Consider the following 21,310-nt stretch of genomic DNA (forward strand, 5'->3'; position numbering starts at 1 on the left):
GGGACGGCGAGGTCCTTGAGGAGCTTGGCGACGTGGCCGGTGGCGCGGACGTTGTAGAGGGCGCGCTCGACGCGGCCCTCCTCGTCGACGACGATCGTGGAGCGGATGACGCCGGTCACCGTGCGCCCGTACATCTGCTTCTCGCCGAACGCGCCGTAGGCGGCGAGCGTCTCCTTGGCGGGGTCGCCGACGAGGGTGACCTTCAGGTCCTCCTGCTCGCGGAACTTCGCCAGCTTCTCCGGCTTGTCCGGGGAGACGCCGACGACCTCGTACCCGGCGTCGGCGAGCACCTGGAGGTTGTCGGTGAAGTCGCAGGCCTGCTTGGTGCAGCCCGGGGTAAGAGCGGCGGGGTAGAAGTAGACGATGACCTTCCGGCCGGCGTAGTCGGCGAGGGAGACCTGATTGCCGTCGGCGTCGGGCAGGGTGAAGGCGGGGGCGGTGTCGCCGGGCCGCAGGCGCTCGCTCATCGGGTGCTCCTCGGGGTGCTGGGGGACGGTGCCGCGGCGGTGTGCCGCTGCCCCGAGCGTAGCCGCGCGTCGACGGGGGTGTGGTGGGGCATCGGGGCGGTCTTGCTGACAGACTGTCCGCCAGGACAAGGTGACCAACGAGTACGACGGAGGAGTTGCGGTGCCCGAAGCCAGGACCCCCGCGCAGATCGAGGCGGACATCACCCGCCGACGGGAGCAGCTCGCCGCGACCCTGGACGAGCTCGCGATGCGGGTGCACCCGAAGACCATCGCCGACGACGTCAAGGCGAAGGCCGCCGACGCGGTGGACCGCACGGCGGGCCGCGCCTACGTGGCGGTGAACCGCGCGCTGACCTCGACCCGGTCGCGGTTCGTGTCGGAGGACGGCGCGCCGCGCATGGAGCGCGTCGTGCCGGTGGCGCTGGTCGCCGTCGCGGTGACCGGCCTGTGGGTGGCCTCCGCGCGCCGTCGCCGCTGACCCGCGCCGGTGGCCCGGGCCACTGATCAGACGCCGCTGACCCGCGCCGGTGGCCCGCGCGGGCCTTCGTGCGCGCGTCGTGGGCGCCGTCGTCCGGGCGCCGCCCGCCGTGCCCCCTCCCCGCGCGCCCCGCGCCGGGTGGTCCGCGGTGCGGGGCCGTGGCCTGCGGGGGGCGGGGGCTGAGATACGGTCTGCCCGTGAGTTCGCATACCGACGACAAGCTGCCCATCCGGATGCTGCACGACCGGGTGCTCGTCCGCACCGACATCCCGGAGGGCGAGCGCCGCTCCTCCGGTGGCATCGTCATCCCGGCCACGGCCGCTGTGGGACGGCGGCTGGCGTGGGCGGAGGTCGTCGCCGTCGGACAGAGCGTGCGGACGGTCGAGCCGGGCGACCGGGTGCTGTACGACCCGGAGGAGCGGGCCGAGGTCGAGGTGCGCGGGGTGGCCTACGTGCTGATGCGCGAGCGCGACCTGCACGCGGTGGCGGCCGAGCGGCTGGAGGGCTCGGACTCGACCGGGCTGTACCTGTGACGACGTAGCCGGCCTGTGCGGCCCCGGCCGCCACGTGCCCCGGGGCCCGGACCAATCCCGGACGCCCTCGGCGGACCCGGTGCCGGTCTCGTACGCCTTGCCCCTCTTTGCGGGGTTTGCCAGAATGGCCGGGACGCCCGACGAGACGCGCCGTACCGGGCCCAAGGCAAAGACGACGCACCCTTCGATCAGCGAACTGTTCACGGAGGTGCCGTCATGGCATGGGTCGTTCTGGTGATCGCCGGTCTGTTGGAGGTCGGCTGGGCGGTCGGGCTTCCCTACACCGAGGGCTTCACCCGGCTGTGGCCGAGCGTGTTCACCGCCGCCGGCTTCCTGGCCAGCATGTTCCTGCTCGCGCAGGCGGCGAGGACGCTGCCGATCGGCACCGCCTACGGGGTGTGGGTCGGCATCGGCGCCGCGGGCGCGGCCGTCGTGGGCATGGCCGTGCTGAACGAGCCGGTGACCGCCGCCCGCATCTTCTTCATCTCGCTGCTCCTGGTGGCCGTGGTCGGCCTGAAGGCGACGTCCGGCCACTGACGCAGGGGGTCGGCCCGCCCCGCGCCGGTTCGCGGGCGCGGGGCGGGCCGGCCGCCGGGGTCACGCCGGGGGCGTGGGCGCCTGGGCGGGCGGGGGCGCGGGATCGGCGCCGTCACCGCCCGGGACCGGGCCCGCATCGTCCGGCGGCGCGGGCGCGTTGCCATCGGAGCCGGAGCCGGAGCCGGAGCCGGAGCCGGAGCCGGAGCCGGAGCCGGAGCCGGAGCCGGAGCCGGAGCCGGAGCCGGAGCCGGAGCCGGAGCCGGAGCCGGAGCCGGCATCCGGGCCCGCGCCCGACGGGGCGCCGCCCACTTCGGTGGGCCGGGGGGCGGGCTCGCCGCCCTCCCGGCCGCCTTCGTCGCCCTCCTCGCCCCCGTCGCCCTCCTCGCCCGGCGCGCCGGACGCGCCGCCGCTCGGGAGGGGCGAGGGCTTGGGCACCTCGGGCGACAGGTCGAAGTCGCGCACCGGCTCACCGGCGAGCGCGGCGCCGGTGTACTGGCCCCAGATGCGCGCGGGGAAGCCGCTTCCGCTGATCTTCTCCAGGCCCGCCGCCCCGTAGAGCGCCTTCTGCGCGCCGGTCTGCGGGTCCTGGCCCATGACGGCGACGACGGTGGCCAGGTCCGGCGTGTACCCGGCGAACCAGGCGGCGCGGTCCTTCTCCGCGGTGCCGGTCTTGCCCGCCGCCGGGCGTCCCGCGGTCTGGGCCGCCGTACCGGTGCCGCCCTCGACGACGCCGCGCAGCAGCGCCGTCGCCGCGTCCGCCGCGACCGCCGGGATGGCCTGCTCGCGCCGGGTCGGGGGGAGTCTGACCTCCTCGCTGCCGCGGGTCACCCGGGAGACCAGCCGGTGGTCGACGCGCTCGCCGTGGTTGGCGAGGGTGGCGTAGGCCTGGGCGAGATGGAGCGTGCTGGGCGTCGCGGTGCCCAGCGCCAGGGAGGCGCCCGCGTCCTGGAGGGCCGGGGTCCGGGCGGGGATGCCGGCCTTGACGAGCGTCTCCTCGACCCGCTCCGGTCCGACGTCGACGCCGAGTTGGGCGAAGACGGCGTTGACGGACTTGTCCATGGCCTCGCTGACGGGGATCTCGCCGAAGGAGTGGTCGCCCTCGTTCTGCGGGTTGTAGCCGACGGCCTGCCCGTCGTTGACGACCTCGCGTTCGCTGGTGCCGTCGTAGAGGGTGCTCGGGCCGATGGGCTCGCCGTCCTGCGTGGTGGCCCCGTTCGCGATGGCCGCCGCGTACACGAACGGCTTGAAGGTGGAGGCCGCCTGGTAGTCGGTGCGCGTGGCGTTGTTGGCGTACTGCTGGGTGTAGCCGACGCCGCCGTACATGGCCACGACGTCACCGGTCTCCGGCTCGATGGAGGTGCCCCCGGCCCGCACGTAGCTGTCGACCTCGCGCTCCTCGCTGAGCCGGCTGTAGAGCTGCTCCTCGACGGCGGCGACGAACGCCTCCTGCTTCTCCCGGTCCAGGGTGGTGGTGATGCGGAAGCCGCCGGTGGCCAGCCGCTCCTCGCTGACGATGCCGCGCGAGGTCAGGTGGTCGCGGACCGCGCCGAGCAGGTAGCCGCGCTGGCCGGAGAGGGCCATGGGCGGCTGCACCCGGCGCGGCTCGGGGAACTCCATGCGCGCGCGCTCGGCCTCGTCGAGCCAGCCCTCGGACACCATGCCGTCGAGCACGTACCGCCAGCGGGCGACGGCCCGGTCGCGGTGCTCGGGGTTGGCCACCACGTCGTAGCTGCTGGGGCTGTTGACCAGGGCGGCCAGGTAGGCGCCCTCCGCGGTGGTCAGGTCGGCCGCCCTCTTGTCGTAGTAGGCGCGGGCGGCGGCCTGGATGCCGTAGGAGTTGCGGCCGAAGTAGCTGGTGTTGAGGTACCCGGCGAGGATCTCCTTCTTGCCGACCTCGCGGTCCAGCTTCATGGCGATGACGAACTCCTCCAGTTTGCGGGTGATGGTCCGCTCCTGGGAGAGGTAGTAGTTCTTGACGTACTGCTGGGTGATGGTGGAGCCGGACTGCTTGCCCTCGCCGCGCAGCATGTTCCAGCCCGCCCGGACCATGGCCGTCGGGTCCACGCCGGACTCGTGGTAGAAGTCGCGGTCCTCGGCGGCGAGCATCGCGTGCTGGGTGGCCTCCGGCACCTCGGCCAGCGTCACGTTCTCCCGGTTGACGTCGCCGTCCTTGGCCAGCAGGGAGCCGTCGGAGTAGAGGTAGACGTTGCTCTGGGCGGTCGCGGCCTGGTTGGGCTCGGGGATGGGGACGAGCAGGTAGCCCACGACGAGGGCGCCGGAGACGAGCAGCACGGAGACGAGAAAGGCGCCCACGAGGACGCGGGCGGCCGGTGCCAGGCGGCGCCAGCCGGTGCGGCCGCCGCGCCGCCGCCCCGCGTCGGCCGCGGGGTGCTCGTCCCCGTCCGGTGCCGCGGCGTCCCGCCCCGCGGCGGCCCCACCCGGCCGGTCGGCACCGGCCGCCCCGGTGGCGGACACCCCGGTGGTCGGCACGCCGCCCGTCGGCCCGTCGGCGCCCGGCCCGTCGGCACCCGGCGCGCCGTCCGTGCGCGCGGCGCCGCCGGGCGCCCCGGGGCCGTCGGCCGGTGCGCGGGCCGCCGCGCTCTGCGCGTCCGGGGGGCCCCCGGTCGGTCGGGCCTCGCTCCGCCGGGCCGGTGCCTCTCCGCGCGTCTCACCTTTCGAGTGACTCGTCCAAAGGTGACGCCATGCCGAAAAACGTCTCATAAACCCCATGCGCTCATGGAACACCGCGCCGCCCCGGGCACCGGGCAACGGGGGCGGGCCACGCCAGCGCAAACAATCCGGTGGCCCAGCGGCGTCACCCGCCGCTACGCTCCCTTCTTCCCGCCCCACCCTCCCCGACGCGAGCAGGAGTCGCCGCGCATGCACGCCGTCCGGCTCTCGCTCACGGTGGCGGGCCACAGCTTCCGGCGCTACGCCACCTACCGGGTGGCCACGCTGGCGGGCGTCTTCACCAACACCGTCTTCGGCTTCATCCTCGCCTACACCTTCGTCGCCCTGTGGCACGAGCGCCCGCAGCTCGGCGGCTACACCCCCGAGCAGGCGCTGACCTTCGTGTGGATCGGGCAGGCACTGCTGGCCACCGTGGCGCTGATGGGCGGCGGCGTCGAGGAGGAGTTGCACGGCCGCGTCCGCAGCGGCGACGTCGGCATCGACCTCCACCGGCCGGCCGACCTCCAGGTGTGGTGGCTGTCCGCCGACCTCGGGCGCGCGGCGTTCCACCTGCTCGGCCGCGGGATCGTGCCGCTGGCCGTGGGCGCGCTCGGCTTTCCGCTCGCGCTGCCCGCGCTGCCGCTGCCCTGGCTGCTGTTCCTGGTCTCGGTCGCCCTCGGCGTCGTCGTCGGGTTCGCCATCCGCTACCTCGTCGCGCTCAGCGCGTTCTGGCTGCTGGACGGGGTGGGCGTGCGCGCGCTCAGCGGGCTGCTGGGGGTCTTCTTCTCCGGCATGCTGCTGCCGCTGACGCTCTTCCCCGGTGTCTTCGGCGAGGTGGTGCGCTGGCTCCCCTGGGCGGCGATGCTCCAGGTTCCGGCCGACGTGCTGCTCGGCGTGCACCGGGGCGGCGACACTTTGGCGGCGCTGGCGTTCCAGGCCGGCTGGGCGCTGGCCCTGCTGGCGCTGGGCCGCGCGGTGCAGCGGCTGGCGGTGCGCAAGGTGGTGGTCCAGGGTGGTTGACGGGCTGCGGGCGTACGCGCTGATCACCGGCATGTGGGTGCGCTCGACGCTGGCCTACCGGGCGTCGTTCGCGATGACGGTCGTGGCCAACTTCGCCGTGACCGCGCTCGACTTCGTCGCGATCATGATCATGTTCGGCCACGTGGACGCGCTCGGCGGCTTCGCCATGGCGGAGGTGGCCTTCCTCTACGGCACCACCAGCGCCGCGTTCGGCCTGGCGGACCTGCTGCTGGGGTCCATGAACGGGGTGGGGCAGCGGGTGCGGGACGGCACGCTGGACGTCCTGCTCGTCCGCCCCGTGCCGGTCTTCCTCCAGGTCGCCGCCGACCGCTTCGCGCTGCGCCGCCTGGGCCGCGTCAGCCAGGCGCTGCTGGTGCTCGGCTGGTCGCTGGTGCAGCTCGACGCCGCGTCCTGGAGCGCCGGGCAGTGGCTGATGGTGCCGATGATGGTGCTGAGCGGCACCGCCATCTACGGCGCGCTCTACGCGGGCGGCGCGGCGTTCCAGTTCTGGGCGCAGGACGCCGCGGAGGTGCAGAACTCCTTCACCTACGGCGGCAACACGCTGCTGCAGTACCCGCCCACGGTGTTCGGCGCGGAACTGGTGCGCGGGGTGACGTTCGTCGTCCCGCTGGCGTTCGTGAACTGGGTGCCCGCGCTGCGCGTGCTCGGCCGCGACGACCCGCTGGGCCTGCCCGGCTGGGTGGACTTCGCCTCTCCGGCCGTCGCCCTGGTCTGCTGCGCCGGGGCCGGGCTCGCCTGGCGCGCGGGTCTGCGCGGCTACCGCAGCACCGGGAGCTGAGGCGCGCCGGGGGCGTCGGGGGGGGCGGGGAGCGGGGGACATCGCGAGTGGGAGGAGGAAGCGTGCCGGACTTCATCGAGCTGGACCGTCTGGAGAAGGTGTTCACCGTGCGCCGCAGGGCCGGCCGGCTGCGCCGTGAGCGGCGGGAGGTGCGGGCGGTGGACGGCATCAGTTGCACCGTCGCGCGCGGTGAGATGGTCGGCTACATCGGCCCCAACGGGGCGGGGAAGTCCACCACCGTCAAGATGCTCACCGGCATCCTGACGCCCAGTGGCGGGCGCCTGCGCGTCGCGGGCATCGACCCGGCCACCGACCGCACCCGCCTGGCCCGGCGCATGGGCGTCGTCTTCGGGCAGCGGACCACGCTGTGGTGGGACCTGCCGCTGCGCGACTCCTACGCGCTGATGCGCCGCCTGTACCGGATCGAGCCGGCCCGCTACCGGGTGAACCTGGAGCGCTGCGTTGACCTGCTCGACCTCGGCGCCCTGCTGGACGTGCCCGTGCGCCAGCTCTCCCTCGGCCAGCGGATGCGGGGCGACATCGCGGCGGCCCTGCTGCACGACCCGGAGGTGCTCTACCTGGACGAGCCGACGATCGGGCTCGACGTCGTCAGCAAGGCCAAGGTGCGCGGCTTCCTGCGGGACGTGAACGCGGAGCGGGGCACGACGGTGCTGCTCACCACGCACGACCTCACCGACGTCGAGCAGTTGTGCGACCGGGTGGTGGTCATCGACCGCGGGCGGCTGGTCTACGACGGCGGCCTGGCCGGGCTGCGCGCGGCGGGCGGCGGCGAGCGGACGCTCGTGGTCGACCTGGCGCGGGAGGCCCCGCCGGTCGAGGTGCCCGGAGCCCGCTTCGTGCGCTCGGAGGGGCCGCGCCAGTGGCTGGCGCTCCCGGCCGGGGCGAGCGCGGCGCCGGTCGTCGCGGCGCTGGCGGCGCGGTACCCGCTGGCGGACCTGTCGGTGCGCGAGCCGGACATCGAGGAGGTCATCGCCCGCGTGTACGCCTCCGGCGGCGTCCCCGCGCCCACGGCGGCGCCCCGGTAGCCGGCCGGACGGGGGCGGGGCGCGGGTCGGGGGTTAGAGGTCCGTGGCCGGGGTGGGGGCGGTCAGGGAGGGGAGGTCGACGGCGCGGGCCATCGCGCGGTAGCCGTTGTCGTTGGGGTGGATGTGGTCCCCGGAGTCGTACACGGGCAGGAGGCGGTGCGGCCGGGCGGGGTCGCGCAGGGCCGCGTCGAAGTCGGCGACGGCGTCGAAGACCTCGCTCGCGCGGATCGCCGCGTTGGCCCGCTGCCGCACGTCCTCCAGGCGCGGGGTGTGCGCCGGGTGCCCGGCGAAGGGGGTGATCGTCGTGCCGACGACGCGCACGCCGCGCGCCTGGGCCCGGCGGGCCAGCTCCTCCAGGCCCGCGACCAGCTTCCCGGCGTCCGTCTGCCGCGGGCGCTTGCCCAGGTCGTTCAGGCCGAGCTGGATGACCAGGGTGCGCACCCCGGAGCGCGAGAGCACGTCGCGCTCCAGCCGGCTCAGGGCGCTGGGCCCGTTGGTCGGCCGGTCCGCGGGGGCGTCCCGCAGCACCCGGTTGCCGCTGATCCCGGCGTTGAGCACGCTGTAGTGCGGCGCGCCGGACTCCGTGCGCAGCCGGGCCGCGAGGAAGTCCGTCCAGCGGCGGTTGGCGCCGACGGAGGAGGATATGCCGTCGGTGAGCGAGTCGCCGAGCGCGACGACGGCGCCGGTGGCCTCGGTGCTCCAGACGTCGACGCCGGTGACGTGGCGCCAGTAGGGCGTGGTCTCGGTGTAGGGGGTGCCGGTGACGTCGTCGGCGTGGTCGCCGGGTGCGAGGTAGCTCGTCTGGCGGGCGAAGGGGTGGTGGGTGGCCGGGCCGGAGGGCGTGGGGGAGTAGAGGGTGACCAGCAGGTCGGCGGCGGCCGGGACCCGCAGCCGCACCGGGTCGCTGGTGACGTGCCGCCCCGGGGGGATGGTGACCGAGCGGTGGGTGCCGAACGTCAGCCGGCGCAGGGTCCCGGGGGCGGCGGCCGGTGCGCTGGGCGCGGCGGCGAGCGCGAGGGAGGCGTGCGTGACGGTCAGCGGCTGGGTGCCGAAGACGTTGGTGAGCCGGACGCGGGCCGCGCTGCCGCCCACGGTGGAGCGGACGACGTTGCGTATCGAGGTGTCCGGGTGGCCGTCGGCGGCACGCCCCGCCGGGTCGTCGTCGGCGGACTCGGCGGAGGCGGGCGCGGCGGCCCAGGTGCCGATCCACTGTCCGGAGGAGACCGGCGCCGCGCTGCCCCGCACGCCGGGGCGTGCCGCGGTGTCGGTGCCCAGCCCGCCCAGGAGGCCGCCGAAGCCGGCGTACAGCGCGCCGGAGACGGCGATGACGAGGGCCAGGAGCCCGGCCAGCGGGGCGTAGCCCCGGCGCTGCTCGCGCGCTCTCATCGGCGGCTGCTGGTGGTCATGCGGGGGCGTTCCTCCGGACGGTCGCGGTGCACCTGCCATGATCCCATGGGCGCCCCACCGCCCGCCGGGGCGGTGGGGCCCGACCGGGCGCGGCAGGGCGGTGGTGCTCCGGCGGGGCGGGACGCGGGCGGGCCCGGGCGCGTCCCGCCCCCGGAACGGCGGGGCACACGACCGACCCGACGGCTGAACGGGTGAAGTGGATGGCAGGCACACAGCAGGGGGCGGGGCGGCAGGCACCGCCGCGCGGGACGGGCGCAGGCCGGAACCTGGCGGCGTTCACGGCGGCCGACGTCGAGAAGCAGCGCGGCGTGCGGCAGATGAAGGCCATCGCGACGGGGGCGCTGGCCCTGGCCGCGCTGGTGTACGCGCTGGCCACGTGGGCGGAGCACGCGGGCGCCGGGGCGTGGGCCGGGTACGTCGCGGCGGCGGCGGAGGCGGGGATGGTGGGCGCGCTGGCGGACTGGTTCGCCGTGACCGCGCTGTTCACCCGCCCGATGGGGCTGCCCATCCCGCACACGGCGATCATCCGCACCAAGAAGGACCAGCTCGGGCAGAACCTCGGCGACTTCGTGGGCGAGAACTTCCTCTCCGCCGACGTGGTGCGCGACCGGCTGCGCGCGGTGGGCATCGGCAGCCGGCTGGGCGCCTGGCTGGCCGAGCCCGCGCACGCCGACCGGGTGACGGCCGAGCTGGCCGCCGCGGTGCGCGGTGCGCTGGAGGTGCTGCGCGACGCGGACGTGCAGGCGGTGATCGGTGAGGCGATCAACCGGCGGGCGGACGCGCAGGAGATCGCGCCGGGGCTGGGCCGGATGCTGGAGCGCGTCGTAGTCGACCACGGGCACCGGCGGGCGCTGGACCTGGTGGCCGCGCGGGCGCACGACTGGCTGGTCGAACACCGCTCCTCGGTGCTGGACGCGGTGGCCGGGGGCGCCCCGGGGTGGACGCCGCGCTTCGTGGACCAGCGGATCGGGGACCGCGTCTACCGGGAGCTGGTGCGCTTCGCGGCCGAGATCCGCGACATGCCCGACCACCCGGCGCGCGGCGCGGTGGACCGCTTCCTGACCGACTTCGCGCGGGACCTCCAGGCCGACGAGCAGACCCGGGCGCGGGTGGAGCGGCTGAAGTCGGAGGTGCTGGCGCGGGACGAGGTGCAGGAGCTGATCGCCTCGGCGTGGTCCTCGGTGCGCGCGATGATCGTCGCGGCGGCGGAGGACGAGCACAGCCAGTTGCGGCTGCGGGTGCGCGCCTCGCTGCTGTCGCTGGGGCGGCGGCTGGCGGCCGACGGGCGGCTCCAGCACAAGGTGGACGACTGGATCGAGGGCGCGGCCACCTACGTCGTGACCACCTACCGGACCGAGATCACCTCGCTGATCAGCGAGACGGTGGCCGGCTGGGACGCGGACCAGACCGCCCGCAAGATCGAGGCCAACATCGGGCGCGACCTCCAGTTCATCCGCATCAACGGCACCGTCGTCGGCGCGCTGGCCGGGCTGGCCATCCACGCGTTCACCCGGCTGCTCGGCGGGTGACGGTCCGCCGCCGCGCCCGGCGGCCCGGAGGGGCGGGCGGGTAGGCGATCAGCCCACGAAGCGAAAGTTACGGTCCAGTACGTGGATAACGGTTGCTTCCTCGGGGGAGGCCTTGGAGGATCATCCGATTCCTCGACCGGTGGCCGTCCCCATCGCGACCCTCACTTTCCTGGAGTGTGACTGTGAAGCTGTTGCGTGTCGGGCCCGCGGGGGCGGAACGTCCGGCGGCCCTGGACCCCTCGGGGGCGCTGCGCGACCTGTCCGGGATCGTGGCCGACGTCGACGGGGCCCTGCTCGCCGACGCCGCCGCGCTGGCCCGCGTCCGGGCGGCCCTGGACGACGGCGGGCTGCCGGTCCTGGACCCCACCGGGCTGCGCCTGGGCCCGCCGGTGGGCGCCATCGGCAAGATCGTCTGCATCGGCCTCAACTACCGCGACCACGCCGAGGAGACCGGCCAGCCCATCCCGGAGGAGCCCCTGGTCTTCATGAAGGCCCCGGACACGGTCGTCGGCCCGCACGACGCCGTGCTCATCCCGCGCGGCAGCGCCCGGACGGACTGGGAGGTCGAACTCGCCGTCGTCATCGGCCGCACCGCCCGCTACCTGGCGAGCGCCGAGGAGGCCGCCGCCGCCATCGCGGGGTACGCCATCACCCACGACGTCTCCGAGCGGGAGTTCATGCTGGAGCGCGGCGGCCAGTGGGACAAGGGCAAGAACTGCGAGACGTTCAACCCGCTCGGCCCCTGGCTCGTCACCGCCGACGAGGTCCCCGACCCGCAGGCGCTCGGCCTGCGCCTGTGGGTCAACGGCGAGCTCAAGCAGCACGGCAGCACGGCCGACCAGATCTTCCCCGTCACCGAAGTCGTCCGCTACCTCAGCCAGTTCATGGTGCTGCGCCCCGGCGACGTCATCAACACCGGCACCCCGGCGGGCGTCGCCAACGGCCGGCCCCTCCCCAAGCCCTTCCTGCGCCCCGGGGACGTCGTCGAGCTGGAGGTCGACGGCCTCGGCCGCCAGCGCTCGACGCTGGAAGCGGCCTGAGGCGGGCCCGCCCGGGGCCGTACCCGCGGCGCCGACGGCGCGGGGCCGTGCGCGGGCCAACGCCGTGCGCGGGCCAACGCCGTGCGGGGTCGCCCGCCCCGCCCCGATACGGCGTTGCGGGCGCGGGGCGGGCGGGTGGCACGGCCCGGGGATGACCGAGATCAGCGTGCGGGTGCCGGAGTCCGCGCAGTGGCGGTGCCACCGGGACGTGCGGCTCGCGGCGCTCGCAAAGGCGCCGTACGCGTTCGGCTCCACGCCCGCCCGCGAGCGGGCGTTCACCGAGGACGCCTGGCCCGGTCGGCCGGCCGCGCGCACCACCCGCGTCGCCGAGCGGGACGGGCGGCCGTGCGGGCTCGTCGGCGTACGGCCACCGGAGGCGGACGGCCGGGCGGAGCCGGTGTCGCCGTGGGTGCGGCCCGGGGCCCGCGGCAGCGGCGTCGCGGACGCGCTGGTGCGCCGGGCCCTGACGCCGGCCGCCGCAGACGGCGCCGCGCAGGTGTGCCGGTGGGTGGTGGTGGCCGACCCGCGGGCCGGGCGGCTGTACGAGCGGGGCGGCTTCCGGCGCACCGGCGAGGAGCAGCCGGTGCGCGCGGGCGGGGCGGCGCGGGAGTTCGCCTCCGCCCGCCCCGTCCCGGTCGGCGCTCAGCGCAGGTGGACGGTCTCGCCCGTGCGCGCCGAGTGGCGGGCCGCCTCCAGGACGCGCAGCGCCTCGACGGCGTCCCGCGCGGTGACCGGCGGCGCCTCGCCAGCGCGGACCGCGGTGGCGACGGCCGCGTAGTACGCGGGGTAGTCGCCGTCCACCGTCGGCACCGGGCGCGCGTCCTGCTCCTCGCCCAGCGTGCCCCAGGCCGACCGCGGCTCCACGCCCCAGTCGGCCAGGCTTGGGCGCTCGCCCGCGCGCAGCGCGTTCTCCTGCGGGTCCAGCCCGTACTTGACGTACGCCGCCGTGCTGCCCAGCACCCGGAAGCGCGGGCCGGGTTGCGCGGCCGTCGCGCTGACCCACAGGTGGGAGCGGACGCCGTCGGCGTGGGTGAGCGCGATGAAGGTGTCGTCGTCCGCCTCGGCGCCGGGCCGCCGCACGTCGGACTCGGCGTACACGTGCGCCGCCGGGCCGAACAGGGCGACCGCCTGGTCCACCACGTGGCTGCCCAGGTCGTAGAGCAGGCCACCGAGGTCCCGCGGGTCGCCCGACTCGCGCCAGCCGCCCTTGGGCTTGGGCCGCCAGCGCTCGAAGCGCGACTCGAACCGGTGGACGCGGCCCAGCTCGCCGCGCTCAAGCAGGCGGCGCAGGGTGAGGAAGTCGTTGTCCCAGCGCCGGTTCTGGAACACCGACAGCAGCAGCCCGCGCTCCTCGGCCAGCGCGGCCAGGTGCTCGGCCTCGGCGGCGGTCGCGGCCAGCGGCTTGTCCACCACCACCGGCAGCCCGGCGCGCAGCGCCCGCTCGGCCAGCTCCACGTGGGTGCGGTTGGGCGAGGCGACGACGACGAGGTCGAGCTCGTCGGGACGCGCGAAGAGCGTGTCGGCGTCCCCCGCGATCCGCACCCCGGGGTGCTCCTCGACCGCCTGCCGGGCCCGCTCGCCGCTGGAGGTGACGACCAGCTCCAGCGCGAGCCCGGGCGTCGCGGCGATCAGCGGGGCGTGGAAGACCGACCCGGCGAGTCCGTACCCGATCAGCCCGACCCGCAGCGCGCGTGTCTCCACCATGACCTCCGATGACCTGACGTTCGGATGTACCCGGTCATGCTGCCAGGGTGCCGGGGCGACGACCAACCGCCCCGCCCGGCCCGGCGGCAACCCCCGCCCGCCCGGCCGCCCGCCCGGCCTCCCGCACGACAGTCCCGCGCCGGTCCGCGCCGGGGTGCCCGAACACGGCCGGGCGCCCGGCGCGGACGGCGGACGCGGCCGCCCCGGCGCGGACTGGCGCGGGACCGGGCACCCGGTGCGGGCGGCCGGTCCCGCCACGGCGGCCGGTGCGGCCACCGCGCGCGGCCGGGCGGTCGGTGCGGGCGCCGCGCCGAGGCGGCGTCAGACGCGCTCGACGAGGTCGGCGATGGAGTCGGCCACGGTGGACGGCCGGTAGGGGTAGCGCTCGACCTCCTCCGTGCGCGTCAGCCCCGTCAGCACCAGGAACGTCTCCATGCCCGCCTCCAGACCGGCGAGCACGTCGGTGTCCATCCGGTCGCCGACCATCGCGCTGGTCTCGGAGTGGGCGCCGATCTTGTTCAGCCCGGCCCGCATCATCAGCGGGTTGGGCTTGCCCACGAAGTAGGGCTCGCGGCCCGTGGCCTTGGTGATCAGCGCCGCCACGGAACCGGTCGCGGGCAGCGGGCCGTCGGTGGACGGCCCGGTCTCGTCCGGGTTGGTGGCGATGAAGCGCGCCCCGTTGTTGATCAGACGAATCGCCTTCGTCAGCGCCTCGAAGCTGTAGGTGCGCGTCTCGCCGAGCACCACGTAGTCGGGGTGGGTGTCGGTGAGGATGTAGCCGATGTCGTGCAGGGCGGTGGTCAGCCCCGCCTCGCCGATGACGTACGCGGTGCCGCCGGGCCGCTGGTCGTCCAGGAACTTGGCCGTGGCCAGCGCCGAGGTCCAGATGTTCTCCACCGGCACCTCCAGCCCCAGGCGGGACAGGCGGGCGTGCAGGTCGCGCGGCGTCTGCATCGAGTTGTTCGTCAGCACCAGGAACGGCCTGCCGGACTCCGTCAGCCGCTTGATGAAGGCGTCGGCGCCCGGAATGGGCACACCCTCGTGGATGAGGACACCGTCCATGTCCGTCAGCCAGGACTCGATCGGCTTGCGCTCTGCCACTGCGGAACTCCCACCTCGCGTACGGGCCCCCAGCGTATGCGCAGCCCGCGCCGCCGCGTCGCCCGGGACCGCGCCGTCTCGCACACCGGACGCAGCCTTGCGGCCGCGCACCGGCAGCACCCTTTCGGCCGCGCACCGCGTGCGCCCCCGGCCCGGGCCGGGGGATCGTCGAACCGCACCCAACCGGAGGTTCCGCATGAGTCCCGCCCGCACCGGCGCCGCGCTGGCCCTCGCCGCGACCGCGCTGTGCGCCGTCGCCCTCCCGGCCGCCGCCGGGACCGGGTCGGTCGTCATCAGCCCCGCCACGGTCCACCCCGGCGGCAAGGTCAACGTCCGCGTCGACGCCTGCGACGGGGACAAGGCGCTGGCCCGCTCGTCGGCGTTCGTCGCCACCGTCGCCCTGCACGCCGCCGCAGACGCCACGCTCAGCGGCGACGCCGCCGTCCGCACCACCGCCGAACCGGGCTCCCACCGCGTCACCGTGGACTGCTACGACAAGACCGGCAACCTCAAGACCGGCATCGCCGAGGGGACCTTCCGCGTCGAGGCCAAGCGCCCCGCGCCGACCCCCACCCACCACGACCACCACCACCGGCCGCACGCGCCGGTGAAGGCGGGCGGCGGCGGCACGGCGGGCGACGCCGACGGCGGCTCCACCCCGCTCGCCCTCGGGGTGACCGGCGCCGTCGTGGGCCTGGCGGGCGCGGCCCTGCTGCGGCGGGCGGTGGCGCGGCGCGGCGCCGACGGCTGACGCCGTGTCCGGCGAGGGCTCGGCACCGGGCACCGGGCGGCTGGTGACCGCCACCGCCTGGACGGTGCTGCTGCTGGCCCTGTGGCTGTGGGGCAAGGACCTCACCGACGGCGCCCTCCCGCAGCCCGCGCGCGGGGCGGCCACCGCCGAGCGGGCCGGCGACGGGCGCCCCCTGCCGCCCGCCCGCGCACCGCTGGCCGACGCCGGGCCCCCGCGCCACCTGGCCATCGCGGAGATCGGGGTGGACGCCGACGTGGTGGGCCGGGGCCTGGACGCGGACGGCGCGGTGGACCCGCCGCCGATGAGCCGCGCCGAGACCGTCGGCTGGTACACCGGCGGCGCGTCGCCCGGCGAGGAGGGCACGGCGGTGCTCGTCGGCCACGTCGACACCGAGACCGAGCGGGCCGTCTTCTACGAGCTGAGCACGCTCCGGCCCGGGGCCGAGGTGGCCGTCACCCGGGCGGACGGCTCGCTCGCCGCGTTCACCGTGGAGGACGTCGAGGTGGTGGAACGCGACTCCTTCGACGCCGACCGGGTGTACGGGCAGCGGCACGCCGGGCGGGCGGAGCTGCGTCTGATCACCTGCGGGGGAAGCTACGACGAGGAGGCGGACAGCTACACCGCCAACGTCGTCGTCTCCGCCTATCTCTCCGGCACCGGTGAGGCGTAGTCGGGCGCACCGCGGCTGCGGGTGCCCGGTCGATGTGCCACGATGAGCCCGACCGGTTCGGACCGTCTCCAAAGGGGAGTGGATGTACGGCACAGACGCCGGCCACCGCCGCCAGCCCGCGCGCCGCGCCGCCGCGCGCCGCCGCCGTCGCGCCGTGGCCGGGACCGCGCTGGCCGCGACCGTCCTGCTCGCGGCCTGCTCATCGCCCGACGACGCGTCCCCGCGGCCCGCGCAGGCCTCCGAGCGCCCCGACGGCTCCTCCGAGGCCCCGTTCTGGGTGAACCCGGACAGCCGCGCCCAGCAGGCGCTCGCCACGGCCGAGGAGTCCGGCGACGCGCAGGAGGCCGAGCTGGTCGCGGCCATCGCCGAACAGCCGGCGGGCCAGTGGCTCGGCACCGAGGACCCCGAGACCGAGGCCCGCCGCATCACCGAGGCGGCCCAGGCGGCCGACCGTCCGCCGCTCCTCGTGCTCTACAACATCCCGCACCGCGACTGCGGCCAGTACAGCGAGGGCGGCGCCCCGACCGCCGACGCCTACCGCGACTGGATCGCGCGCGTGGTCAGCGGCATCGGCGACCGGGCGGCGTGGGTCGTGCTGGAACCGGACGCGCTGGCCCACCTCCTGGTGCCCGGCTGCGTGCCCGGCGAGTTCCACGAGGAGCAGTACACGCTGCTGCGCGAGGCCGTCGAGTCCCTCAGCGCCCTGCCCGGCACCCGGGTCTACCTCGACGCCGGCAACCCCCAGTGGGTCCAGGACCCCGGCGGCATGGTCGAGCCGCTCCAGCGGGCCGGGATCGCCCAGGCCGACGGTTTCTCGCTCAACGTCTCCAACTACCAGACCACGGAGGCGAACGTCGAGTACGGCACCCGGCTGTCCTCGATGGTCGGCGGCAAGCACTTCGTCATCGACACCAGCCGCAACGGCAACGGCCCAGCGGAGGGCGGGGGCGACGAGGAGGCGTGGTGCAACCCGCCCGGCCGCGCCCTGGGCACCGAGCCGACGACGCGCACGGGTGAGGAGCTGGTGGACGCCTTCTTGTGGGTCAAGCGGCCCGGCGAGTCCGACGGCACCTGCAAGGGCGGCCCCCCGGCCGGCGAGTGGCACCACTCCTACGCCCTCGAACTCGCCCGCAACGCCACCCACCCCTGACCCCACCCCGCCACGACGCCGACCCGGCGGGGCCGGCGTGGACGGCTGCGGGCGGTGCCGACACGGCAGAATGACGCTGTGAACGAGAACGCAGCGGATCTGGCCGACCTCCTGGGCACGCAGGAGACACCTGTGCTCGAGTTCAAGAGCACAGCGAAGCGGGAAGGCAGGCGGGGGGACGCCATCGGTAAAGCGGTCTGTGCCATGGCCAACGATCTGTGTGGACGGGGCGGTGGCGACATCCTGATCGGGGTGGACGACGCGGGGCGACCGGTGGCGGGAGTCGACACCGGCGACCGTGCGCTCCTCGCGCTGACCGACCTTCGGGACGACGGCCGCATTCTGGACCGCCCCTCCTTCACCGTCGAGCCGGCCGTGTACCGGGGGAGTCCGGTCATCCGTATTCAGGTGCGGGCCAGTGCCACTCCACCGGTGCGGTTCGAAGGGTGCGTCTGGGTGCGCCCAGGCCCCACGACGCGGAGGGCCAACCGGGAGGACGAGCGCGTCCTGGCCGAGCGCCGGCGTGCGATGGACGCTCCGTTCGACGCCCGGCCGCTCGCTCTGACCAGTCCGAGCGATCTGGACCTCGACGTCTTCCGGCAGTCCTACCTGCCGTCCATGGTCGCTCCCGAGGTCATCGAGGAGAACGGCAGGCCCATCGAGCTCCAGCTCTCGTCCCTGCACCTGGTGACCCCGGACGGGAACCCCACGGCCCTCGGCCTGCTGACCGTCGGGCTCGATCCGGGTAGCCGCATCCCCGGCGCCTACGTGCAGTTCGTCCGGTACCAGGGTACCGACCTGGACGCTCCGATCGCGGACGAGCAGGAACTGCGCCAGAACCTCGTCGGGCTGGCCGGTCGGTTGGAGCCGCTGCTGCGCAGCAACCTGCGCACCCGGCTCATCGAGGACGGCTTCCGGGAGACGCCGCAGCCGGACTATCCGCTGGAGGCCCTCAGGGAGATCTGCATGAACGCTCTGATGCACCGCAACTACGAGACCTCCTACGCCCCCACCCGCATCGCCTGGTTCGAGGACCGTATCGAGGTCACGAACCCCGGCGGCCCGTTCGGACAGGTGCGGGAGGACAACTTCGACCGCGTGACCGACTACCGCAACCCCTCCCTCGCCGCCGCGATGAAGGGCCTCGGTTACGTCAACCGGTTCGGTCGCGGAGTCGGGCGGGTGCGCAAGGCACTGGAGTCGAACGGGAACCCAGCGGCCGAATTCCAGGTGGACGACGCTTCGTGGGCCGTCGTGATCAGGAGGGCCGCATGACCTCCATCGCGCTGTTCAACAACAAGGGAGGCGTCGGCAAGACCACGCTCACCTACCACCTGGCGCACATGATCAGACGGCTGGGTCTGAGCGTGCTGGCCGTCGACCTCGACCCCCAGGCCAACCTCACGTCGATGTGCCTGGAGGAGACCGAGATCGAGGAGCTGTGGGAGAACCCCTCCGAACTCATCGACCAGGGGGCCGTGCCCCCGGGCCCGCCCGGCACGGGGCGCGTCAAGAGCGGTCAGACGATCGCCGACGCCGTGCGTCCCATCCTCGAAGGCACCGGGGACATCGCGGCCGTACGACCGGCGCTGCTGGAGCCCGGACTGTGGTTGCTGCCGGGGAGCCTGGACCTCAGCCGGTTCGAGGACAAGCTCTCCAACGAGTGGTCCCGCGCCTACGCGGGCGACGTCGCGGCCATCCGCACCTCCACGTCCTTCCACCGCATCATCGAGCGGGCCCGGCAGGACGTGGCGGCCGACGTCGTGCTGATCGACGTCGGCCCTAATCTCGGCGCGATCAACCGGGCCGCGTTGATCTCCGCCGACAGCGTGCTCATGCCCCTGGCGGCGGACCTGTTCTCCCTCAAGGGCCTCAGCAACCTCGGGCCGACGCTGCGCACGTGGCGCGGCGACTGGCAGACCCTGGTGCTGCCGCGGGTGCCGCACGGCATTCCCGCCCCGCGCGCCGAGATGCGACCGCTCGGCTACGTCATCATGCAGCCGGAGATGCGGCTCGACCGGCCGGTCAAGGCGTACCAGCGGTGGCTTGAGCGCATCCCCTGGGTCTACGCCGCCGCCGTTCTCAACGAAGCGCCGCCCGCCCATCCCGACGATCGGCACCGGATCGCCACGCTGAGGAACTACCGCAGCCTGATGCCGCTGGCCCACGACGCCCGTAAGCCGATGTTCGACCTCCGGCCCGCGGACGGCGCGCTGGGCAGCACCCAGCAGTACGTGAAGACGTGCTTCAAGGAGTTCCAGGGGCTGGCCCGCACCGTGCTGGCCGAGATCGGCAAGCCCTCCGACTAGCGGTCGGACGGCGGCCCGGGGGCGGGTGGTGGGTTCCGCTCCCGGGGCGGGGTGTCAGTCGGTGGTGGTGGGGATGGGGGCGGGGGTGGCGCCTTCGGGGACGTGGAGCCAGACGGACTCCGAGGGGACGCCCTGGTCGTCGACGACGTTCACCATGTAGTAGCCGGGCGGCACCAGCGTTGGGTCGTCCGGCACGGTGACGCGGACGCCGTCCTCGGTCGTCTCGAACTCCAGCGCGATCGAGCGCTGTTCGACGTTCGTGACGTGGGTGAAGGAGCCGGGCCGCAGCAGCCGGGCGCGGTCGACGCGCGCGGCGTCCTCCGTGCGGAACTCCGCCGTGCCGCCCAGCTCGACGACCTGGGTCTCGGCGCCGTCGTCCACCAGCTCGGGCCGTTCGCCGGCGAAGAGGTAGGGAGGCGTGTAGAGGTCGATCTGCTGCTCGAACTCGCCGGGCTTGGTGTTGGCCTCGTCGGCGAACAGCGAGTCGGAGCCGAACGTCATCACCCGGCCGTCCGGCAGCAGCAGCGCGCCGGAGTGGTAGTTGCGGCCCACCAGCGGGTCGGCCACGGTGCGCGAGGTGTTGGTCCGGGCGTCGTACAGCTCGGCCTTGAGCACGTTGCTGTCGCTGTAGCCGCGGTACCCGCCGGAGCCGTTGGTGGTGAGCACGGTGTCGTCGGGCAGGATGACGCTGCTGGGGTAGCGGACCGGCGCGTACAGGTCGGGCCCGTCCTCGAACCGGGGCAGGTCTTCGGAGAGGTCGACGATGCGGGTCTTGTCGGTCACCGTGGTGCTCTCGCCGATGCCGCCGCCACCGAGCACCATGTACTTCTGGTCCTGCGCGGGCGGCAGCAGCACGGCCATCGACGTCTCCAGCGCGTCCGGGTCGCTGATGCCCGGGATCGGCTCGAAGCCGTCGGTGCGCCAGTCCCACAGGCCCGGTGTGCGGCCCTCGTCGGCGGGGCCGTAGCCGGAGCTGGTGCCGGTGTAGAACAGCTCGCCGCCCCGGGCGAGGAACATGCCGGGGTAGGTGGGGAAGTAGCGCTCGTAGGGCAGCGTCGTCCAGTCCTGGTCCTCCGGGTCGTAGACCTCGACCTTCTTGGAGACCTCGCCTATGTCGTCCAGGCCGGAGACGGAGATGACGCGGCCGTCCTCCAGCGTGGTGAGCGTGGGGTACCAGCGGGCGTCCTCCATCGGGTCGACGGTGACGTACCGCTCGGCCACCGGGTCGAACTCGTAGGCGTCCCGGATACCCTGGAAGTCCTTCTTGTCGAAGGAGAGCTTGTTGGCCATGCCGTACACGTTGCGCCGGTCCTCGCCGCCGAGGTGCGGGATCGTGTACTGCTCGGTGTCGCCCGTCGCGTGCTTGCGCCCCTTGTGCTCGGCCTCCACGTACACGCGCTTCTGGCTGGCGGTGACGGTGACCTCGCCGGTGTCCGGGTCGGTCTCCTTCGTCGCCCGGGGGACGAGCAGCGACTGCTGGCTGAGGAACACCTTGCCGCTGCGGTTGCCCTCGAACTCGGTGCCCGCGGGCAGGGTCATCGGCTTGTCGGGGTTCTCGTTGCTGACGATCATCAGACCGCCGGCCTTCTCGACGTCGCCCTCCAGCGTCTCGTAGCGCTGGGTGCCGCCCGCGACCAGCAGGTTGCCGTTCGGGAGCTGGCTGTGCCCGGCGCAGAACAGGTCGGCCGGGGTGGGGATGTTCTTGAAGGTGTTCGCCTCGGGGTCCCACAGCACGGTGCGGAACGTCTTGGCGTCGAACTGCGCGGCGTCGTTGCCGCTGCCTGCGACCAGCAGCACCTTCCCGGTGTGCAGCAGCGCCGCGTGGATGGTGTTGATGCGGTACTCCTCGGGAACGTCGAGCACCTGCCAGTGGCCCATGTCCGCTTTGTAGGACGCCTGGTTGATCGTGTACTCGTGGTACCGCTCCGTGCCGAAGCGGACGAGCCAGGGGGCGTTCACACCACCGATGGCGACCAGGACCGCGGTGGTGATCGCGATGCGCTTCGTGCGACGGCTCGGACGGTATCTCACGGGTTACCACTCCTGGCGGGACGTGCGCTGGGCGGGCGCGGGACGTGCGGGGTGCGCGGGGCGCGCGG

The 21,310-nt window shown here is 74.5% G+C and carries 19 protein-coding genes, 1 pseudogene and 1 riboswitch; of the genes and pseudogenes, 14 read left to right on the forward strand and 6 right to left on the reverse strand.

Annotated features, from left to right (window positions below):
* Positions 1-467, reverse strand: a 467-nt coding sequence (gene bcp / locus OSB71_RS19765) for a thioredoxin-dependent thiol peroxidase (protein ID WP_265949877.1), incomplete at its 3' end; no start/stop codon positions are given.
* A gap of 160 nt (positions 468-627) precedes the next feature.
* On the opposite strand from bcp, the gene OSB71_RS19770 reads away from it, so the two are divergent.
* From OSB71_RS19770 to OSB71_RS19780, 3 genes are all read left to right on the forward strand, one after another.
* Entirely contained in the window at positions 628-945 is a 318-nt protein-coding gene (locus tag OSB71_RS19770) for a DUF3618 domain-containing protein (RefSeq protein ID WP_265949878.1), read from the forward strand.
* A 233-nt stretch (positions 946-1,178) separates the two neighbouring features.
* Complete coding sequence (locus OSB71_RS19775) at positions 1,179-1,478, forward strand: GroES family chaperonin (RefSeq protein WP_265949977.1); 300 nt, start codon at positions 1,179-1,181, stop codon at positions 1,476-1,478.
* A 113-nt stretch (positions 1,479-1,591) separates the two neighbouring features.
* A riboswitch (guanidine-III (ykkC-III) riboswitch) is annotated at positions 1,592-1,660 on the forward strand.
* Positions 1,661-1,694: 34 nt separating this feature from the next.
* Entirely contained in the window at positions 1,695-2,015 is a 321-nt protein-coding gene (locus OSB71_RS19780; RefSeq protein ID WP_265949880.1) for a DMT family transporter, read from the forward strand.
* Positions 2,016-2,075: 60 nt separating this feature from the next.
* Here the strand turns inward: OSB71_RS19780 and OSB71_RS19785 are convergent, their stop codons facing one another.
* On the reverse strand, positions 2,076-4,505 hold the full coding sequence (locus tag OSB71_RS19785; protein ID WP_265949882.1) for a transglycosylase domain-containing protein: 2,430 nt from the start codon (positions 4,503-4,505) through the stop codon (positions 2,076-2,078).
* A 390-nt stretch (positions 4,506-4,895) separates the two neighbouring features.
* On the opposite strand from OSB71_RS19785, the gene OSB71_RS19790 reads away from it, so the two are divergent.
* The 3 genes from OSB71_RS19790 (at position 4,896) to OSB71_RS19800 (ending at position 7,550) form a co-directional block, all read left to right on the forward strand.
* On the forward strand, positions 4,896-5,705 hold the full coding sequence (locus tag OSB71_RS19790; RefSeq protein WP_265949883.1) for an ABC transporter permease: 810 nt from the start codon (positions 4,896-4,898) through the stop codon (positions 5,703-5,705).
* Positions 5,706-5,736: 31 nt separating this feature from the next.
* Positions 5,737-6,504, forward strand: a complete 768-nt coding sequence (locus OSB71_RS19795) for an ABC transporter permease (RefSeq protein WP_265949979.1) — start codon at positions 5,737-5,739, stop codon at positions 6,502-6,504.
* Positions 6,505-6,566: 62 nt separating this feature from the next.
* Positions 6,567-7,550 (forward strand): ABC transporter ATP-binding protein, encoded by a 984-nt coding sequence (locus tag OSB71_RS19800; protein WP_323055319.1) that lies wholly within the window; start codon positions 6,567-6,569, stop codon positions 7,548-7,550.
* 33 nt (positions 7,551-7,583) lie between these two features.
* Here OSB71_RS19800 and OSB71_RS19805 read toward each other — a convergent pair whose 3' ends face one another.
* On the reverse strand, positions 7,584-8,936 hold the full coding sequence (locus tag OSB71_RS19805) for an SGNH/GDSL hydrolase family protein (RefSeq protein WP_265949887.1): 1,353 nt from the start codon (positions 8,934-8,936) through the stop codon (positions 7,584-7,586).
* A gap of 221 nt (positions 8,937-9,157) precedes the next feature.
* Between OSB71_RS19805 and OSB71_RS19810 the strand changes: the two genes are divergently transcribed.
* From OSB71_RS19810 to OSB71_RS19820, 3 genes and pseudogenes are all read left to right on the forward strand, one after another.
* Positions 9,158-10,486 (forward strand): DUF445 domain-containing protein, encoded by a 1,329-nt coding sequence (locus OSB71_RS19810; protein WP_265949888.1) that lies wholly within the window; start codon positions 9,158-9,160, stop codon positions 10,484-10,486.
* A gap of 182 nt (positions 10,487-10,668) precedes the next feature.
* Positions 10,669-11,526, forward strand: coding sequence for a fumarylacetoacetate hydrolase family protein (locus OSB71_RS19815; protein ID WP_265949890.1), 858 nt, complete (start codon positions 10,669-10,671; stop codon positions 11,524-11,526).
* A gap of 151 nt (positions 11,527-11,677) precedes the next feature.
* Positions 11,678-12,094, forward strand: a pseudogene (locus tag OSB71_RS19820) (GNAT family N-acetyltransferase); the annotation flags it as partial.
* Positions 12,095-12,168: 74 nt separating this feature from the next.
* Here OSB71_RS19820 and OSB71_RS19825 read toward each other — a convergent pair.
* Both OSB71_RS19825 and OSB71_RS19830 read right to left on the reverse strand, forming a co-directional pair.
* The gene (locus tag OSB71_RS19825; protein ID WP_265949891.1) at positions 12,169-13,230 is read right to left on the reverse strand and encodes a Gfo/Idh/MocA family oxidoreductase; all 1,062 of its coding nucleotides are present in this window, start codon (positions 13,228-13,230) and stop codon (positions 12,169-12,171) included.
* A gap of 321 nt (positions 13,231-13,551) precedes the next feature.
* Complete coding sequence (locus OSB71_RS19830) at positions 13,552-14,331, reverse strand: HAD-IIA family hydrolase (protein WP_265949893.1); 780 nt, start codon at positions 14,329-14,331, stop codon at positions 13,552-13,554.
* 196 nt (positions 14,332-14,527) lie between these two features.
* Here OSB71_RS19830 and OSB71_RS19835 point away from each other — a divergent pair, with 196 nt between their 5' ends.
* From OSB71_RS19835 to OSB71_RS19855, 5 genes are all read left to right on the forward strand, one after another.
* A complete protein-coding gene (locus OSB71_RS19835; protein WP_265949894.1) occupies positions 14,528-15,082 on the forward strand; it encodes a hypothetical protein in 555 nt (184 codons plus the stop codon).
* Positions 15,083-15,086: 4 nt separating this feature from the next.
* Positions 15,087-15,752 carry a class F sortase gene (locus OSB71_RS19840; protein WP_265949896.1) on the forward strand — a complete coding sequence of 222 codons (666 nt, stop codon included), beginning with the start codon at positions 15,087-15,089 and terminating at the stop codon, positions 15,750-15,752.
* An 82-nt stretch (positions 15,753-15,834) separates the two neighbouring features.
* Entirely contained in the window at positions 15,835-16,902 is a 1,068-nt protein-coding gene (locus OSB71_RS19845) for a glycoside hydrolase family 6 protein (RefSeq protein WP_265949898.1), read from the forward strand.
* Between the two features lie 78 nt (positions 16,903-16,980).
* Complete coding sequence (locus OSB71_RS19850; protein ID WP_265949900.1) at positions 16,981-18,177, forward strand: RNA/DNA-binding domain-containing protein; 1,197 nt, start codon at positions 16,981-16,983, stop codon at positions 18,175-18,177.
* Positions 18,174-19,211, forward strand: a complete 1,038-nt coding sequence (locus OSB71_RS19855; protein ID WP_265949902.1) for a ParA family protein — start codon at positions 18,174-18,176, stop codon at positions 19,209-19,211. Before OSB71_RS19850 ends, OSB71_RS19855 begins: the two co-directional genes overlap by 4 nt.
* Before the next feature lie 54 nt (positions 19,212-19,265).
* On the opposite strand, the gene glxA is transcribed toward OSB71_RS19855, so the two are convergent.
* Positions 19,266-21,242, reverse strand: a complete 1,977-nt coding sequence (gene glxA / locus OSB71_RS19860) for a radical copper oxidase GlxA (RefSeq protein WP_265949904.1) — start codon at positions 21,240-21,242, stop codon at positions 19,266-19,268.
* Positions 21,243-21,310 lie beyond the last annotated feature (68 nt).

The organism is Streptomyces marinisediminis (genome assembly GCF_026262575.1).
Classification (GTDB): domain Bacteria; phylum Actinomycetota; class Actinomycetes; order Streptomycetales; family Streptomycetaceae; genus Streptomyces; species Streptomyces marinisediminis.